The sequence below is a fragment of the Nostoc sp. PCC 9305 genome, assembly GCF_963920915.1.
Classification (GTDB): Bacteria; Cyanobacteriota; Cyanobacteriia; order Cyanobacteriales; family Nostocaceae; genus Nostoc.
In genome coordinates, this window is record NZ_CAWUDN010000128.1 from 1 (window position 1) to 18615 (window position 18615).

Genomic DNA, 18615 nt, shown 5'->3' on the forward strand with positions numbered 1-18615 from the left:
CCCTCTCCAATCAACTGCACAAAGTTTTTTCTTTCTTTGTATGAAACCACCCTGCTCCCCGCAAGCGGGGAGGGGAGACAAAGCGTAGCTTTGGCGGGGTGGGGTCTTATTTTTGATTTATGCAAGAGGTCTAATGATTGCAACACATCATTGGGTAAAGTCAAGACGCGATTCATCGCGTCTCTACAAATGGTCTATTCTCGCATTCTTTTTTCAAATTGTTATTACTTTCACAGAATTTTAGGAAACTCTGTAGCTACGATCGCAAACCTGTTTTGCAAAAATACAGCAGTTTATTACTTAGTAAGTAGACATGAGAATTTTATACAAGTAAATCAGATTAAAATGGGCATTATAATGCACACCATACAAGCTCAAAAGATTTACACTCGCACTTGGTAATTTAGGTTTAATTCATCTCCTGTTGTTCCCCGGATACCCCAGTTGTGTTTTGGGGTTTCTATAATCGTGATTTCTATATCTATAGGTGCAATTGCAACTTGTTCAGATAAGCGAGAAAACAACAACCTAATTAATTTCTTTTTCGTTTCAATAGTGCGTCCCTCAAACATACTAATCTCAATGATTATGTATTTCTCTGAACGTCCTAAAGGGTAGATGAAATCATCGGGTTCGAGAGGAAAAAACCGATGGATACGCTTATCTTGAGGATATGCTAAAGCTTCAACAACACAAGAATGAATTGCGTCAGAAATGGCACTGCGAGAATGAAGAATAAATGAAGCAGTGCCATAGATTTTGATTTGTACCATTAACCTTTAACTGATTCTAGTCAAGTAACCACATCTCATTAGAACTATCGGGATACTCATTCGGTTGATTTTGAGGTTGATTTTGAGCTAGTGTTTCCGATGACCGATGTGATTTTTTGTAGTTAAGTGGATTGTAGTGGTCTTTTACTGGTTTGATCGCGCTAGTTTCCTTGACAACAAGTTTAGATTTCTCTTCTGCTTTTTGTACTGCTTTTTGTTCTGCTTCTTTTTTGAAAGAATTAATTTCTTCTATCAGCAGGGAATTGGCTTCTGCAAGTTGCAGTGCTGTTTTTTTGGTTTCATCAAGTTCTTTGGTTAGCTGTTCTAGTAATGATTTTTGTTCTGATACAAATGTTTTTTGTTTAGATAATTTTGATTGCAAATCAGTAATTTCTTGTCCAAGAGATGCTTCTTTTTTGTGGCTTGTTTCTAGATTACTTGTCAATTCTTTGACAATTGCTTCTAAATCAGCTTTAGTAGGACTTGTGCGCTTAGTAGAAGCTGGCTCAAGTGGTTGTCCTAACGATTCATCATCAGATGCAGCTTGTTCTTCGACAACTTTTTCTGCTGTAACTTCGATCGCAGATTCACCTTCTGGGGGTGTAAATTTTTGCGCCTCTTCTTGTAGTAAGTCAGAGAGACTTTGTTTCCTAGCCATTATTATTTTCTCCAATCACGCTGTAATTCATCAGCTGCACGGCGGTAGTCTAATTCCGCCTCCCGTGCGTTTCCTCCTCGCCATTGAGTAATCGCTACACCTTCAAGTGCTGCTCGTTCATGAGCTTTATAGGCACGGATGAAGGTATTACAAGTAGGAATACCTAAGCGAGTCAGAGTGTTTTTTGCTTCTTGTGCTTCCCCCAAACTGCGGGTATCGACTTTGGTGAGCAATACCCGATGGGGGGTTCCCAAGGGGATGACGGCTTCCTTGACTGTTTCCACGAGGATTGCTAAATCCATTGCAGATGGGGGTGTCGGCAAAACTAGATAATCTGCGATCGCAACTACCGCCACTAATGCTTCAGAGCGCAGGGCGGGAGGTGTATCCACCACTACTAAATCGTAACCTGTTATCTTTGCTAAATCACTTAAAAGTGCGGGATCTGTTTCTTGAGATAAATCAAATCCCATACCCTGCTGACTGCGCCCAAACCACCAACTGGCAGAACCTTGAATATCTGCGTCAATCAGCAGCACCTTTTTTTTCTTCGCAAAGTTTGCAGCCAGATTGACTGCGGTAGTCGTTTTACCGACTCCTCCTTTACCGTTGAGAATAGCGATGATTTTTGGCACTGCTTACTTCCGATGCTGCCTTTTGTTAGCGGTAGCGGGGCGTTTAGCCCGTGCTGGGTTAGGAGTTAGGAGTTAGGAGTTAGGAGTTAGGAGTTAGGAGTTATTATTCTCTTTCTTGTCCAGCTTGTCTTCTTAGTCCCCAGTCTGTAGTCCTCAATCATGAATATACCGCTTTCTGTAACCCTAAGTAACATGAAAAGTCGTAACAATAAAATTCAGAAGCCATCAACTCTACAAAATTCTATGACAACTAATTACAATTTGCCCGATGGGCCTCAAATGCCGCGCTGGCTGAGGATGATTAAGTTTATTACTCAGCCAGTGAAATATGTGGATGATTTTGCCCAAATCTACGGTGACACTTTCACCATCAGGAGTAATCGCTCTGATAACCATCTAGTATATTTTAGTCAACCCCAAGCGCTTGAACAGATTTTTACTGCTGATTCCAGTCATTTTGAGGTTGGCAGGGGAAACATAGGGCTAAAATTTTTACTTGGCGATCGCTCCTTTATGTTAGCGGATGGCGATCGCCACCAGCGCCAACGGCAACTATTAGCTCCTCCCTTTCATGGCGAAAGAATGAGGGCTTACGGCGAGGAAATTCGGGAAATAACCCGACAGGTGACTAATGAATGGCAAATTGGTAAGCCTTTTAAAATCCGTGAGTCGATGCAAGAAATCACCTTGCGTGTTATTCTGCGGGTTGTATTTGGTTTGAATGATGGAGAGTTGTTTGAGGAACTGAGGCGATCGCTAAGTGACTTATTAGACTTCATCACTTCGCCTGTAATGTCCAGCGCCTTCTTCTTCCAGTTCATGCAAAAAGATTTCGGTGCGTGGAGTCCGTGGGGTTGGGTTCTGCAACAACGGCAAAAAATCGATCGCCTGATTTATGCTTTGCTTCGAGAACGTCGGGCTGAACCTGAGCAAAATCGCCAAGATATCCTAAGTTTGATGATGGCGGCTCGTTACGACGATGGTCAAGGGATGTCAGATGAAGAATTACACGACGAGTTAATGACGCTGCTAGTTGCGGGACATGAAACTACCGCTTCGGCATTGACGTGGGCTTTTTACTGGATCGATCGTTTACCAGAGGTGCGTGAGAAGTTGTTACAAGAACTCAACACCATTGGAGTTAACCACGATTTGAGTAGTGTAGGTAAATTACCCTATTTGACAGCAGTTTGCCAAGAGACATTGCGACTTTACCCAATTGTCATGACTGCTTTCCCGCGGATTGTGAAGACTCCAATTACAATTATGGGCTACGAACTGCGAGAGGGAACGGTAATAATCCCCAGTATTTATTTAGCGCATCATCGGGAAGAAGTTTATCCACAATCCAAGCAGTTCAAACCAGAACGCTTTTTAGGAAGACAATATTCACCTTATGAATATTTACCCTTTGGTGGCGGTAATCGTCGCTGTATTGGGATGGCATTTGCTCAGTATGAAATGAAAATTGTCTTGGCAACTGTTTTGTCAGAATTCCAAGTTTCGCTAGTGAATAAACGTCCCGTGCGTCCTGTGCGTCGTGGGTTAACTTTAGCTGCACCAGCTGGAATGAGGATGGTTGCAACACCTCAAGTTAAGCGTGCAAATACACCAGCGTTAGTTTAGGCAAGTAGGGTGGGCATTTTAATACCCACCCTGACTTCGCAATTTGCTAAGATAATCTCGTACCCGGTCAAGAAACACTCACATGAAAAAATACTATGTACTAAAAATTTATGCACATTATCAGTCGTGCAAGACTTGTTGAGTTCTGGGAAAAGCACTCTAATGCACAAACTAGCCTGCGGTTATGGTACAAACTGACATCTGTAGCAGAGTGGCAGAACTTGGTAGAGTTACGCCAAACTTTTCCTTCAGCCGATCAAGTCGGTAATTTCACAGTTTTTAACATAAGTGGTAATAATTATCGACTTATTACTTTAGTAGATTACAAATGCCAAAAAGTCTTTATTCGCCATATATTGACACATGCCGAATATGACAAAGATGAGTGGAAAAATGATTGTTGGTTCGCTTGATGCTAACTATTCTTTTGGGCTAACAATTTTACAAATCATTTTTAGGCATTGAAGCCCTCAGATATATTATAGATAGTAATATGAATATAATTTCTAAATTATAATTAATTAAAATCCTCTATTAGGGATTGAAACTCTCAGATATCTGGATACTAATATAAGTATAAGTGTTTGAATTCCAATTAATCAAAATCCCTATTAGGGATTGAAACAATCAGATATTTGACAAAATGACTCCTGGAACACCTGTTACTAAAACGTATATTGAATTACTCAAATCATTTCCTCCTCGTCCCGTAACTTCCGAAGAAGAATTTCTGGCTACGCAAGAAGTCATTGATTCTTTGATTGACAAAGGTGAATTAACACCAGATGAACAAGACTATCTCAATGTTTTAGGTACTCTGGTTTATGAGTATGAAGAAAAACATCATTCTATGCCTGATATTCATGGCGTAGAATTACTGCAAGCAATGATTGCCGAATTTGGTTTGCGACAGAAAGACTTAATTCCTATCTTTAAAACCGAGTCTATTGTATCTGAAGTTTTGAGTGGACAGAGGAAGCTAACAGTTAACCATATTCGCAAACTTGCAGAGTTTTTTCATATTTCGCCTGCTGCTTTTTTTGAGTCATAAGAGGGAAAACTTTACAGATTTTCATCGCATCCAGACTTGACAGAAAGCCAACTGATGTAGCAAGATTCATTTAAGTCCCTTTCGTCCCACATCTCGCAGTGGGTAGGAGGCAATGCATGATTGGCAGTATTTCTTTAACCACGATCGCAGCAATTTAAATCAAGGCACTTACCGCATCTTTGAGCCGGAATGGAAAGCAGAGATTCTCCACTGGTTCAGCCAAAAGGATGTAGATAAGCAGCAAAAAGAAGATTTTATCCAAGCTTTAATAGATTTTGAAGACGGTTGCGGCGATTTTTATCGGTATCGCGCCTATTTTTTGGCGGCTGAGGCTTTATCCCAGTTCCCAGAATGTAGTTTGGGTGATGCAATTGTAGAACAACTGCTCAAATGGAGTTATGCCTATTTTCGGCAAGATAAGCGAGATTGGCAGATATTACCAAAACCATTGGTGCAGACAGCTAGAAAAACGCTGGAATTAACTGATAGAAAACGGGTAATTGCTGCTTTTGTCCATTTGGTTCATACTACAGAAAGTCGTTCGATTCTCCGAGTTGCAGCCGAGAAGTTAGGAACACTCGATCCGGGTAATAAAAGTGCGATCGCTGCTTTATTACTGCTAATGAAGCGAGCTAAAATTATCCCTTGGAGTGAAATTTGTAGCTTGGCGCAAATTGGCTACAACAATGAAACTGTAATCAGTACTTTAATCCAATTTATCAAGATGGAGCCTGATGAGATTACAAATTACTGGTTGCTTTTAGAAGACATATATCAAGGTGCGATTCTAGCTTTAGGAAACATAGCTTATGGCAATCAAATTGCGATCGCTACCCTGATTGATTTCATCCAAAAATACAAAGATGACGTGATTTGTTCAGATGCCGCTAAGGCTTTGTGGGATATCGATCCAGGTAATCCAATAGTATTAAATACTTTAGTGCAGATTCTCGAAACTACCGAGAATACATATTTGCTCAATATGTCTGTTAGATATCTGATGGTAATTGCTCCAGGTAACAAAGCTGCAATCACTATTTTAACAGAGAGAATTAAAACAACTCAAAATGAATTTTTCCGTCGGAAAGCTGCTTTACGTCTAGCAGAATTAGATTCAGGTAACAGGATGGCACTTAGTACCTTATCTAAGATATTTGAAACTGCTGAGGAAGAATGCGTATATTTTGATGTGGCCGACATACTAGCGCAAACTAATGACTACCAGCAGCAAATAATTAAAGCCATGTGGAAAATGGTTACTTTAAAAGATGAGCATACATCTCTAAGTGCGCTCTTTATCTTGCTGAAAATAGACTCCAATAATCAACAGGCATTTGAGACTCTAATTCGACTATTTAACACTACAAAGGATGAATCAATTTTTACAAGTGCTGCTCGTATTTTACAACAATTTAACCTAAGTAAAAAATTAGAAACAGAGAAGCTAAATAAACTAATCGCTGTTTTTATCAGATCCATTCAAATCTCTCAGGATCTTGATCTCTTGGATATAGCTGATAGTTTAACAAAAATACTCCAAAGCGAACATCTACCACAAGTAGTCATAACCCTAAAAGACAATCTCAGTAAACAGTTCGACAAAAACAATTCATATCGCTACGAAGCCGCATTTAACATCATCTGGCATTGTGCCGAAAATCTAACTTACCCAGACTTCCACAAAGCAATCAACTAAACAACAAGCGCAGAATTATTATCCTCCTCCGCGAACCTCTGCGCTTCCCTCCGCGTCCCTTTGCGTTAAAAAACAATCTCCCCCCTCATCCTCTCTTCCAACACATCCAACAACCCATCCACATCCTTCCCAACTTCCTCAAAACAAATCGGTGGTGCTGGTTCCGGTGCAAACTGAATTAACTTAATTTCCCCCTTCCCAATCCCAATCATCACAACTTCCACATCCGGCTTGTGATTCTCCACAATTCCCAAAATTTCCTGAAGCCGATTCTCAACTCTAATATTTAAATTCTCTATCTGCTCTTTCGGACAATAAACAAAATGTGGCGTTGGTTGCAAATCAATACCAACAGTACCTTGACTGTCACCATTTGCTAACCACAATCCCCAAAACAGCGCCGCCAATTCTTGCTGATTTGCTTTGACAAACTTATCCAACTGGCGACGCCACTTGTTATCACCTGATTCTGGTTGATTATTGCCAAAAAACATAAATAATTCGTAATTCGTAATTCGTAATTCGTAATTAAAACACAAAGAAGGGGGAAAGTTATCTTAGGCCTGACTGTACACGCCAGAGGCCGGAATAAATCCCGTCTTTCTCCAGCAATTGCTCATGGGTTCCCGACTCTACTAATTTCCCATGTTCCATGACATAAATGCAATCGGCATTGCGGATAGTGGAAAGACGATGAGCGATCGCAATTGTAGTTCTATCTACTGTAATCCGTTCTAGCGATCGCTGGATAGCCGCTTCTGTTTCATTATCCACCGCCGAGGTCGCTTCGTCTAAAATCAGAATGGGCGGATTCTTTAAGACTGCACGGGCGATCGCAATCCGTTGTCTTTGTCCACCAGATAACTTTTGTCCTCTTTCCCCGACAATTGTCTCATAACCTTCGGGCAATTCAACAATAAATTCGTGTGCCTCGGCTATCTTCGCCGCCGTGATGATTTCTTGTTCTGTAGTCTCAAAGCTGCCGTAAGCAATATTCTCGGCTACAGTGCCATGAAATAGAAACACATCTTGACTCACCAAACCGATGCAGCGCCGTAAATCTTGCAAATTCAAAGTTTGCAAGTCAATGCCATCCACAGTAATGCTTCCAGATTGCACTTCGTATAACCGCAACAAGAGTTTGACTAAAGTGCTTTTACCAGAACCGGTAGAACCGACAATTGCAATGGTTTTCCCCGCCGGAATATCCAAAGACAGATTTTTAATCACTGGAAATCTATCTTTATAGGCAAAATAAACATTGTTAAATTGCACTTCACCGCGCACTTCATCCACGGGTAAAGCTACATCACCTGTATGAATAGCGATAGGAGTATCCAATAAATTCATGACTCGATTAGTAGAAGCCATTGCCCTTTGATATTGGTCAAAAGTTTCGCCTAATCTAGTTAAAGGCCACAGCAATCGTTGGATTAAAAACACTAATACACTGTAAGTCCCTACAGACATTGCCCCAGAAACCGCTGCCATCCCGCCATATAAAAGTAATGCCGTGAACCCCACCAAAATCAGCATCCGAATTAACGGCACAAAAGCAGCAGAAAGAGCAATTGCCTTAGAATTACTGTGGCGATAAGCATCACTATCTAATTCCAAACGATAGGCTTCATAAGCTTCAGATGTGAAGCTTTTAATAGTAGTAATTCCGCTGATATTGTTTGACAACCGCGAATTGAGAAAACCTACCTTTTCGCGGACATCAGCGTAGCGAGGTGCAAGTAATCGTTGATAGGCAAAAGAACCCCAGAGGATAAATGGCATCGGAGACAAAGCCATCCACGCTACACTAGGAGCCAGAATAAAGAAAGCAGCGCCAATAATTAGAACAGTTGCAGAAACTTGGATAATATCATTTGCGCCCCCATCCAAAAACCGCTCTAATTGGTTAATATCATCACTGAGGATAGACATTAAACCGCCAGTGCTGCGTTCTTCAAAATAAGCCAATTCCAACTCTTGCAAATGTTTGTAGGCATCCAAACGCAAGTCATGCTGAATATTCTGAGCCAAATTCCGCCAAAGTCGAGCGTAGGCGTACTCAAAAACCGATTCTAGTATCCAAATGACCACAGTCAGGAAGGAAATAATCAAAAATTGTTGAAAGACATCGCGTACTCCTAACTGTGCAATTATGGAATCCTGTTGCTTAACTACCACATCCACCGCCACGCCAATTAAGCCGGGTGGTGCTAAGTCGAAAAATTTATTGAGGGTAGAATAAGTAGTCGCCAGCCAAATTTGTTTACGATACTGGTGTCCATACTCAAGCAAACGCTGGAGAGGATGCGCTGAATGTTTACGCCTTCTTGATGCCCGATGAGATTTTAATGCAGTAGCCACGGCTTTTTGCGATTTCGTGTCACTGATATTACCACGGAACAAAGTCTTGAGTCCTAAGTCCTGAGTCTGAAGATTGATTCAGACAGACTAGTGAGAAACTAGTAACTGAGTTTATTCAAGAGTAGGGGAGCAGGGGGGCAGGGGAGCAGAGGAGCAGAGGAGCAGGGGGAGAATAAGAAATGACCAATGACAAATGACAAATGACCAATGACTAATTAAATATTGGAGAAAGGAATTTGAAAAATCAGCAATTTGGTAATTGGCAAACCACAGTTTTCGGAATTGTGTTAGCAATACTAGTGATTATTGGGCTAAATTCCTTTATCATTATTAACCCTGGACAAGCAGGAGTAATCAGTATCTTGGGTAAAGCGAGAGATGGCGCTTTATTGGAAGGTATCCACTTGAAACCGCCTTTTATCACTGTGATAGATGTGTATGATTTAACAGTGCAAAAATTTGAAGTGCCAGCGGAGAGTTCTACTAAAGATTTGCAAAATTTATCTGCGAGATTTGCAATTAACTTTCGCCTCGATCCGATAAAGGTAGTTGAAGTTAGAAGGAAACAAGGAACACTAGAGAATATTGTCTCAAAAATCATTGCCCCTCAGACACAAGAAGCGTTTAAAATTGCCGCAGCTAGAAGAACAGTAGAAGAGGCCATTACCAAACGAAGTGAATTGAAAGAAGACTTCGATCAAGCGTTAGGCGATCGCTTAGACAAATATGGGATAATTGTGTTAGATACTAGCGTAGTTGATTTAGCATTCTCACCAGAATTTGCCAGAGCAGTTGAAGAAAAACAAATTGCTGAACAACGAGCGCAAAGAGCCGTTTACGTAGCACGTGAAGCTGAACAAGAAGCACAAGCAGACATTAATCGCGCCAAAGGTAGGGCAGAAGCTCAAAGGCTATTAGCAGAGACACTCAAAGCCCAAGGAGGACAGTTGGTTCTGCAAAAAGAAGCAATTGAAGCTTGGAAGACTGGCGGCGCTCAGATGCCCAAAGTCCTGGTTATGGGTAATGACTCCAAAAATGGCGTACCCTTTATATTCAACCTTGGGAATGTCCAAAATCAACCGTAAAAGGGAAGTGGGCATGAGATAACAAAGTCTAAAATTATGGAATTTGCTCTGATCTCAGACAAATTTTACAATACATTGGACTATTCCCAATTCCAAATCTAAAATTCAAAATGGTATAAGTTGGGCTAGTCCCAACTCAAACACCCCTGAAAAACCAACCAGATAATAGTCGAAGTTTATGTCAACCCCCAATCCTCAGAATCTCACCGCTGAAGAAGCGAAAAAATTACTGAACAAATTCAATTGTCTAGACATTGCTCCTATCCTCAGCTCCTCAGAAAAAGTAGTAATTCGTAATGCTTTAATTTTGCTCACCAAGCTTACTGATTACCAAATTTTAGGAATTTGTGCTGATACAGCAGAAGAGGGAATATTAGCGATGAAAACCTATTCTCTGGCTTTGGGTTATGAACCACCAAATAATTTACTGACACCCGAAGGCCCAGTTTATATCAAATTAAATGGTAAAAATGGCTTGTGTTATCTTGATTCCTATGATGGACATCATCGTGGTGTATTAGTATCTTGCCAGTCTTATGACGAAGATGGAATCAACGAAATGTATGGACACCTTCCCTTGGACTTATTTGTATAGAATTACGCAATGTAGGTAAGGTATTTGCCTTACCTACTCACTAATGAAAAATAATTAATGACTTCAATCTTATGAGTATTATTACACTACAATCAGTAAAAAAAGACTTTGGTATCAAGGAAATTTTAAAAGATGCGAGCTTTAGCCTTGATGCTACTGATAAAGTTGGATTAATTGGTACTAATGGTTCTGGGAAATCAACCTTATTAAAAATGATCGCCGGGTTAGAATCCATTGATAGCGGTCAAATTTTAATTAACTCCGGTTCTAAAATCATCTACTTACCGCAGCAGCCAGATTTAGATGAAAATCACACAGTTTTAGAGCAAGTTTTCGCCGACAGTGGCGAACACATGGCTTTAGTACGCGAGTATGAAGAACTTTCTGATAAATTGGTTCACTATCCAGATGATAGTCAACTGATGTCTCGCCTTTCTGTGGTGATGCAACGAATGGATACAAGTGGTGCTTGGGAACTAGAAACTAATGCCAAAATCATCCTGACAAAATTAGGAATTTCTGACTTTGATGCCAAGATAAGTACTTTATCTGGAGGCTATCGCAAGCGCATTGCTTTAGCATCAGCTTTGCTATCAGAACCAGATGCTTTGCTCATGGATGAGCCAACAAACCATCTAGATGCTCTTTCTGTGGAATGGTTACAAAGTTATTTAAATCGCTATCGCGGCGCATTGTTTTTAATTACTCACGATCGCTATTTTCTAGATCGCGTTACCAACCGGATCGTGGAAATTGACCGAGGCGACATTTACACCTATACAGGTAACTACTCATATTACCTCGAAAAGAAAGCTTTAGCTGAAGAATCTGCTGTAAGTAGTCAACGTAAACACCAAGGCTTGTTGCGCCGCGAGTTAGAATGGCTCAAAAAAGGGCCGAAAGCCAGAAGTACCAAGCAAAAAGCGAGAATTGACCGCGCTCACGCTTTGCGAGATACTGAATTTAAACAAGTTCAGGGTAAAGTTGATATTTCGACAGTTGGTCGTCGCATTGGGAAAAAAGTTATTGAATTAGATAACATTTCTAAGGCATACAATGGACGCACTCTGATTAATAATTTCACCTACGAATTTAGTCCAGAAGACCGCATCGGCATTATTGGCGCTAACGGTGCTGGTAAATCGACTTTAATGGATATCATTACTGGACGGGTTAAGCCAGATTCCGGCATTGCAGAAATTGGTACTACAGTTCACATTGGTTATTTTGACCAGCATTCGGAAGAATTGCTCACAGCATTGAACGAAAATCAGCGCGTGATTGACTACATCAAAGAAGAAGGAGAATTTGTCAAAATTACCGATGGAACTCAAATTACCGCTTCGCAAATGTTGGAGCGGTTTTTGTTTCCTGGTAATCAGCAGTATGCCCCAATTAGTAAACTTTCAGGTGGGGAAAAACGCCGTTTATTTCTGTTGCGAGTTTTGATGGGTGCGCCCAATGTCTTAATTTTAGATGAACCGACAAATGATTTAGATGTTCAGACCTTGGCAGTATTAGAGGATTATTTAGAGGATTTTGCCGGGTGTGTAATTGTAGTTTCTCACGATCGCTACTTTCTCGATCGCACCATCGACACAGTATTTTCCTTTGAGGAAGGCGGTAATCTGCGGCAATATCCAGGTAATTACTCGATTTATCTGGACTATAAAAAGGCTGAAGAGGCGCAGCAACAAGCTGCGAACGCTAAGGAAAAGCCGAAAAATGTTGAAGTCCAAAATGGTGCGGCTTCATCCAAGGATGGAGAGAATACCAAGCGGCGCAGATTATCCAATTGGGAAAAAAAGGAATTTGAGCAGTTGGAAGGTAAAATTGCCGAGTTAGAGGCTGAGAAGGCGGAAACCGAGAAAAAATTAGGGAATGTCTCACCGGGGAATTATAGCGAAGTGCAGAAACTCTATAATAAGGTGGAAAATCTCAAGCACGCGATCGATGTGGCGACTGAACGCTGGTTAGAATTAGCAGAGATGGAGTCTTGAAGGGAGCATCCACTTTTGGAAGAAACACCGGGCGATTGGAAATCGCGGCTACACAAACTCTCGTCCGCCTACGCGGACTCTCTGAAACCCGCGCAGGCGGGTTTAGTTTGTATAGCCCCAGACTTCTAGTCTGAGGGCGATCCGCCAAAAGTGGATGCTCCCGTCTTGGAATTATTAGCTAGTAGTCAATAAAAAGTTTGTAGTAAGCACTTTAGTGCTTAGAAAATAAGGACTAAAGTCCTTACTACTAACTTACTTACCTATAAATTTAAACTTCACAGACTACAAGTAAGCCACGGCGTAAATAGAGCAACCATTTAAAATCACTAAAGAGCTTATTCCATAATACTTTTGACTTTTGACTTTTGACTTTTGACTTCCGCTTTGCGGTACTAGTGGGGTAGTTATGAAAATCCTTTTAGTAGAAGATGAATATCGGATTGCAAAAGCACTTGCAGAAGTACTAATTGACCAAAATTATCTTGTTGATATTGCAAATGATGGTCAAGTGGGATGGGAGTTTGCTAAAGCCTTTCCTTATGACTTAATAGTATTAGATTTGATGCTACCAAAATTGGATGGTATAACTTTGTGTCGGCAACTACGGCAAGCAGGCTATTCTATACCTATTTTGTTACTAACTGCAAAAGACAGTAGCACAGATAAAGTCATTGGTTTAGATGCCGGAGCAGATGATTATGTTGTTAAACCCTTTGATTTACAAGAGCTAATGGCTCGGATTCGCGCTTTATTAAGGCGGGGAATTACTATTTTACCCCCTGTATTTGAGTGGGAAAAGTTGCGTTTAGATCCAAGTAATTATGAAGTTACATATAATGGACAACCAGTACATCTGACTCCCAAAGAATATAGAATTTTAGAATTATTTTTACGTCACAGCCATCAAGTCTTTAATCGCAACGAAATTCTGAAACATCTTTGGTCTTTTGAAGAGCCACCAGGAGAAGAAACAATCAAGGTTCATATTCGGAGTTTAAGACAAAAACTGAAATTTGCTGGAGCTAATGTTGATTTTATTGAGACAATATACGGTTTAGGTTATCGACTCAAACAAACTTTTTAAATTGATGCTTCAGGCTTTAGGCAGGCGGCTTTTATTTTCATATTTAGGTGTAATGGTAACAATTTGGGGGACTTCTACCACAATTGTTTACCATTTTTTGTCTTATAATCTTTATCAAAAATTAGATAGTGAAATTGTCACTTTAGCAAATGCAGCTTCTCACAACTTAATAGCAGCGCCAGTTGACAAAAAAGCAATTAATACTAAGATTCCTCGAATTTTAGATAATGATGATGATGGAGATTTAGATATTCCTTGGCAGGATTTACGTGAAAATCATCAAGGAGTAGAATGGTTTGATGCTAATGGTCGGCTATTAGCTAAGGCGGGAACCACTATTTCTCGAATGTCTTTTACTGCTAACTTTGACATCAGCCAATACCATAAAATTCGCAGTATTACTATTCCTGTTTATTTGCATAGTTCAAGTGGAAGAAAAAAAAAGCTCCAAGGCTATGTGCGGGTAAGTGAATCGACAGAAGAATTAGAAGAAGAACTAAATAGAGTTTTATGGGGATTTGAGTTAGGAGGATTGATTGTCATAATTCTTAGCGGCTTAGGTGGTTGGTGGCTAACAAGACAATCTTTACAGCCAATTGAGCAAAGTATCGAGCAATTAAAACAGTTTACTGCCGATGCTTCTCACGAGTTGCGTAGTCCTTTAACAATTATTAAAACTTCGGTTGAAGTGATTATGAATTATCCAGAGAGAATTCATCCAGCTAATTTAAATAAATTGGAAGCAATATCATCTGCAAGTAATCAAATGATTCGATTAGTAGAAGATTTACTTTTATTAGCTCGAACTGATGCAGTCACGAGTCCTAAAATGATTGCATGGATCAATATTCCTTTAGATGAATTATTAGAAGATTTGGTGGAGTTTTTGGAACCGCAAGCAGTATCTAAGGAAATTACTTTCAAGCCAGAAATATCAACCGAAGTTTTCATCAAAGGTGAAGCTATTCAACTAAAGCGATTATTTTCTAATCTGTTGCAAAATGCCTTGCACTATACACCTAAAGGAGGGACTGTCATAGTTTCTCTAGTTAAACTTGAGCGGTTTGTAGCCATAAATGTTCAAGATACTGGTATTGGTGTTGCTCCAGAACACATTCCGTTAATTTTTAATCGCTTTTGGAGGGCAGATCAAGCTAGAAATCAGCGAGAGGGAGGCTTAGGTTTAGGATTAGCTATTGCATTAGCGATCGCTAGAACTCATGGAGGAGATATTACCGTCACCAGTGAAATCGGTGTTGGTAGCTGCTTTCAGGTACGTTTGCCATTAGCTTCTTAGTTTAATTATTCGGGTTTTGCCGAGTTTTTTTACCAAATAAACCAGACATATTTAATCCTGTCACCAACAATCCCAAAAGTCCTAATCCATTCAAAATTGGGTAGATTCCTTGCAGATGAAAGATTTCGCCTGTATGGATACTCAAGAGGAAGCTAGCTGGAACTCCTATACCAATAGACCACTCGCGGACAAAGGTTGTTAATATCCCAGTCAGCACGGTTAACATCAGTGGCACAGATAGGATGATGCCAAGGATACGATGATACTTACGAAATGAACGTTTCATGGTATTTTTCCGGTAGTAGAAACTTTTTCCCAATACAATGTAGGCTCAATATCACCAAAAATGCAAATGAGATGAGAAAAATCGAGTCTTGTCTGACAAGACTCGAAGTCAGCAATTGGTGTGAGGAGTCTTGATAGACTCTGTTATTAAGGTAAAGCATGACAAGTAAAAAACTCGGAAAGAGAAAATATTGGTTCTTTCCGAGTTTTTTACCTTGATAGCTTTAATATTTAAATGACAAAAATATTACCTAATATTTTTGTTCATAGTCAGCGTAAAATATGAACGCTAGTACAAGTCGGCGGAAATAAACTTACTATTTCATTACAGCCAGAAAGCCCAAAATGAAAGACTTTTGATTTCCGCTTTACGGTACTAGTCTACACAAACGAGTTTTGATGAGGAGTTTAGAATGAATCGTTTTAATTCAGTACTGATAGTTGCTGCAATCAGCATGATGACTTTGGTTGGATGTAATAAGAGTGACGAACCTACTGCACAGACACCACCTGCTGGAAGTTCTATCTCTGATACAACAGCTAGTCCCACTGCGGCAGCTAGCCCTGATGCAGCAACCACTCCCGCTGCGACAACCTCCCCTGGTGCAGTAGCCACTCCCACTAAAACAACCGAATTTCAAGGTCTACAGGGTGTTGTAACCAATACTAAGGCCGCAGTTGAGGCGGGAGATTTTACCAAAGCTAAAGGGGAATTTGATAAATTTGAAGATTTTTGGTCAAAGGTTGAGGATGGAGTTAAAGCTAAATCTCCCACTACCTACAAAGAAATTGAAGATAAAGCTGATGAGATTAAGGCAGGACTGAAAGCCTCTGCACCAAATAAACCAAAATTGTCAACAGCTTTAGTGGTTCTTAACAAGGATGTCACTACTGTAGCCAAGCCTTAAGAGCCAAATACATAGACTGAGTATTTGTTGGCTAGTGTGCTAGTAGTACGTCAAGTTGAAATTGATGGATGAGCAAGTTTGTAGTAAGGACTTTAGTCCTGATTTTCTAAGCACTAAAGTGCTTACTACAAACTTTCAAAATTAACTTAGACATTGTACTAAGGGACTGACAAATAAAAAAATGTACAACTATTTCTTGTGGGGTGGGCGACACTATAGCCCGTAGTCGAAGGCGGGCAAGATGCCCACCCCACAAGATTGGATAATTTATTTCTTGGAAGTCTCTAATACTAATTAATTTTCTGTGTGAGAAATAAAAATGTTAAAAGCAAAAGTTCTCTGGAGTTTTCTTCAGCAGGCTCCATTCGTTGTGCTTGTTGCCTCAGTTGTTGGTTATGGTGGGCTGGCAATAGCATCTCCTGCAAATAATACTACATCAAAACCTGAAAATAACCAAACAGAGCAATCTCTAGAGTCTCCGGCAACTGCTGATGCTGTCGCTCAAGTTACTTCTGTATCTCAATTATCAGATGTGCAGCCAACTGATTGGGCATTTCAAGCGCTGCAATCATTAGTAGAACGTTACGGCTGTATTGCTGGATATCCTAATAGTACATATCGCGGTAATCGAGCGATGACGCGATATGAATTTGCGGCGGGTTTGAATGCTTGTCTACAACGCATCAATGAACTGATTGCTACCTCAACTAATGATTTGGTTAAGAAACAAGATTTAGCCACATTACAAAAATTGCAAGAGGAATTTACCGCCGAACTAGCAACCCTGCGCGGTCGAGTTGATGCGGTGGAAACACGCAGTGCCGAACTGGAACAGCATCAGTTTTCTACCACTACCAAACTCAATGGTGAAGCGATTTTTGCAGTAGCAGGGGTTGTGTCAGGAGATAATGCTAGAGGAGGAAAAATCAATCGCAATGCTATTTTAGGCGATCGCGTCCGCCTCAACTTTGATTCTAGCTTTACAGGCAAAGATTTACTCAGAACCCGACTGCAAGCCACAAATCTGAATGCCTTCTCTGGAAATTCTACATTTACGCCAGAAGGTGACTTACGGTTTGCTGGCGGTACTTTTGATAATGGCAACAACAATGCTGTTGGGATAGATGCGCTGTTGTATCAGTTCCCTCTTACTCAGAAAACCAATGTCATTGTTGAAGCAAATGCAGGTGCGGCTGATGATTTTACTAATACAGTAAACCCTTACTTAGATGGAGATGGTGGTAGCGGCGCTCTTTCTCATTTTGGGACTCGCAACCCTATTTATTATCTAGTTAATGGTGCTGGTTTAGGAATTCAGCATCAGTTTAGCAAGAATCTAGAACTAAGTTTGGGGTATTTAGCTAACGATCCTGCTAATGCTCAAAATGGAAGTGGTTTATTCAACGGCGCTTATGGAGCCATAGCCCAGTTAACGGTCAAACCGACTGATAAATTCACCCTTGGTTTGACTTACGTTAATTCTTACAACAATGATTTTACTGCCAATGGTAGTACGGGTAGTAACCGTGCTAACCTGCGATCGGCTTTACTGAATAATCCCAATTTACCAGATGATTTAGCTGCCTTTTCTGGAGCCGATTTGCCAGTATCTAGTAATGCTTATGGTGCAGAAGCATCATTACAACTGAGTGATAAATTTATTTTGGGTGGCTGGGCTGGCTACACTAACACTCGGATCTTGGCAAGCAATGGCAGTGGAATTAATCGGGGAAGTCTGGATATCTGGAACTGGGCAGTTACTTTAGGATTCCCCGACCTTGGTAAAAAAGGGAATCTAGCTGGTATTGTGGTTGGCATGGAACCTTATGTAACAAGTTCCAGTGTTGCCCAAATTGGCAAAGACAAGAACAATTCCTATCATTTAGAAGCGTTCTACCAGTATAAGGTGAGCGACAATATTACCATTACTCCCGGAGTTATTTGGTTGACTTCGCCGGATAACAACAGCAATAACAATGATGCTGTCATTGGTGCATTGAGAACTACTTTTACTTTCTAAAGGTAAATCTGGATTTGTTAACAGAGGAGTTTTGTCTTGAGGAAAACTCCCTAACACCCTACCCCTTCTTTGCTTGCGAAGATAGTCTTAATTAGTAGTGGCGTGTCAAGACTAAATTTGTGCATTAGCAAACTCTTGTGGGATGGGCTTCTAGCCCGTCCTAATTGGCGGGCAAGATGCCCGCCCCACAAGAAAATTTATTGCAACATTTTAGTTTTGTCACGCTAGTAGGGTGCGTTAGGCTCAACGCCGTAACGCACCACATATTTTTACAAACATTTCGACACAAAGCCAATCATTGCCAGTCCTATTACCGTCTAATCGAACATAGGGTTTTCGATAGGTGGGTTAAAGGGCTTGGAGTACAACGTTATGGTGATGGCGATCGCTTTTCTACAGACTGCGATCGCTTATATCGATCTTTTCTACAGAATAAAGCGATCGCTTACAAAGTTTTTGCCTACGCACTCCCCAACAAATTGAAGGAGCTACAGAACTTATGGGAGTAGCTACAGAACTTATGGGAGTAGCTACAGAACTT

Annotated in this window: 17 protein-coding genes; 11 read left to right on the forward strand and 6 right to left on the reverse strand. The window is 40.5% G+C overall.

The window, feature by feature from the left end:
• Positions 1–383: 383 nt before the first annotated feature.
• Genes ACM0OX_RS31120 through ACM0OX_RS31130 form a run of 3 tightly spaced genes read right to left on the reverse strand, consistent with a single transcriptional unit; the run spans position 384 to position 2066 of the window.
• Positions 384–773: a tautomerase family protein gene (locus tag ACM0OX_RS31120; protein ID WP_414518847.1), complete on the reverse strand. Its 390-nt coding sequence runs from the start codon at positions 771–773 to the stop codon at positions 384–386.
• Positions 774–789: 16 nt separating this feature from the next.
• A complete protein-coding gene (locus tag ACM0OX_RS31125; RefSeq protein ID WP_414518848.1) occupies positions 790–1431 on the reverse strand; it encodes a hypothetical protein in 642 nt (213 codons plus the stop codon).
• Between the two features lie 2 nt (positions 1432–1433).
• On the reverse strand, positions 1434–2066 hold the full coding sequence (locus tag ACM0OX_RS31130) for a ParA family protein (protein WP_099102086.1): 633 nt from the start codon (positions 2064–2066) through the stop codon (positions 1434–1436).
• 243 nt (positions 2067–2309) lie between these two features.
• Here ACM0OX_RS31130 and ACM0OX_RS31135 point away from each other — a divergent pair, with 243 nt between their 5' ends.
• From ACM0OX_RS31135 to ACM0OX_RS31150, 4 genes are all read left to right on the forward strand, one after another.
• Positions 2310–3692, forward strand: a complete 1383-nt coding sequence (locus ACM0OX_RS31135) for a cytochrome P450 (protein WP_414518849.1) — start codon at positions 2310–2312, stop codon at positions 3690–3692.
• A gap of 110 nt (positions 3693–3802) precedes the next feature.
• Positions 3803–4105, forward strand: a complete 303-nt coding sequence (locus ACM0OX_RS31140; protein ID WP_414518850.1) for a type II toxin-antitoxin system HigB family toxin — start codon at positions 3803–3805, stop codon at positions 4103–4105.
• A gap of 230 nt (positions 4106–4335) precedes the next feature.
• The gene (locus tag ACM0OX_RS31145) at positions 4336–4743 is read left to right on the forward strand and encodes a helix-turn-helix domain-containing protein (protein WP_414518851.1); all 408 of its coding nucleotides are present in this window, start codon (positions 4336–4338) and stop codon (positions 4741–4743) included.
• A gap of 112 nt (positions 4744–4855) precedes the next feature.
• Positions 4856–6439: a hypothetical protein gene (locus ACM0OX_RS31150; protein WP_414518852.1), complete on the forward strand. Its 1584-nt coding sequence runs from the start codon at positions 4856–4858 to the stop codon at positions 6437–6439.
• A 65-nt stretch (positions 6440–6504) separates the two neighbouring features.
• Here ACM0OX_RS31150 and ACM0OX_RS31155 read toward each other — a convergent pair whose 3' ends face one another.
• Positions 6505–6933, reverse strand: a complete 429-nt coding sequence (locus ACM0OX_RS31155; RefSeq protein WP_414518853.1) for a hypothetical protein — start codon at positions 6931–6933, stop codon at positions 6505–6507.
• 58 nt (positions 6934–6991) lie between these two features.
• Complete coding sequence (locus ACM0OX_RS31160; protein WP_414518854.1) at positions 6992–8800, reverse strand: ABC transporter ATP-binding protein; 1809 nt, start codon at positions 8798–8800, stop codon at positions 6992–6994.
• Positions 8801–9036: 236 nt separating this feature from the next.
• On the opposite strand from ACM0OX_RS31160, the gene ACM0OX_RS31165 reads away from it, so the two are divergent.
• From ACM0OX_RS31165 to ACM0OX_RS31185, 5 genes are all read left to right on the forward strand, one after another.
• Positions 9037–9885, forward strand: coding sequence for a prohibitin family protein (locus ACM0OX_RS31165; RefSeq protein ID WP_335197083.1), 849 nt, complete (start codon positions 9037–9039; stop codon positions 9883–9885).
• A 178-nt stretch (positions 9886–10063) separates the two neighbouring features.
• Positions 10064–10480 (forward strand): DUF1824 family protein, encoded by a 417-nt coding sequence (locus tag ACM0OX_RS31170; RefSeq protein ID WP_335189402.1) that lies wholly within the window; start codon positions 10064–10066, stop codon positions 10478–10480.
• 71 nt (positions 10481–10551) lie between these two features.
• Positions 10552–12480 (forward strand): ABC-F family ATP-binding cassette domain-containing protein, encoded by a 1929-nt coding sequence (locus ACM0OX_RS31175; RefSeq protein WP_414518855.1) that lies wholly within the window; start codon positions 10552–10554, stop codon positions 12478–12480.
• Positions 12481–12886: 406 nt separating this feature from the next.
• Positions 12887–13564: a response regulator transcription factor gene (locus tag ACM0OX_RS31180; RefSeq protein ID WP_334695033.1), complete on the forward strand. Its 678-nt coding sequence runs from the start codon at positions 12887–12889 to the stop codon at positions 13562–13564.
• A 52-nt stretch (positions 13565–13616) separates the two neighbouring features.
• The gene (locus tag ACM0OX_RS31185) at positions 13617–14861 is read left to right on the forward strand and encodes a sensor histidine kinase (RefSeq protein WP_414518856.1); all 1245 of its coding nucleotides are present in this window, start codon (positions 13617–13619) and stop codon (positions 14859–14861) included.
• 1 nt (position 14862) lies between these two features.
• Here the strand turns inward: ACM0OX_RS31185 and ACM0OX_RS31190 are convergent, their stop codons facing one another.
• Positions 14863–15147, reverse strand: coding sequence for a peptidase (locus ACM0OX_RS31190; RefSeq protein WP_174708855.1), 285 nt, complete (start codon positions 15145–15147; stop codon positions 14863–14865).
• Positions 15148–15559: 412 nt separating this feature from the next.
• Between ACM0OX_RS31190 and ACM0OX_RS31195 the strand changes: the two genes are divergently transcribed.
• Both ACM0OX_RS31195 and ACM0OX_RS31200 read left to right on the forward strand, forming a co-directional pair.
• Positions 15560–16054 carry a DUF4363 domain-containing protein gene (locus tag ACM0OX_RS31195; RefSeq protein ID WP_414518857.1) on the forward strand — a complete coding sequence of 165 codons (495 nt, stop codon included), beginning with the start codon at positions 15560–15562 and terminating at the stop codon, positions 16052–16054.
• 319 nt (positions 16055–16373) lie between these two features.
• On the forward strand, positions 16374–18074 hold the full coding sequence (locus ACM0OX_RS31200; protein ID WP_414518858.1) for an iron uptake porin: 1701 nt from the start codon (positions 16374–16376) through the stop codon (positions 18072–18074).
• Positions 18075–18615: the final 541 nt, after the last annotated feature.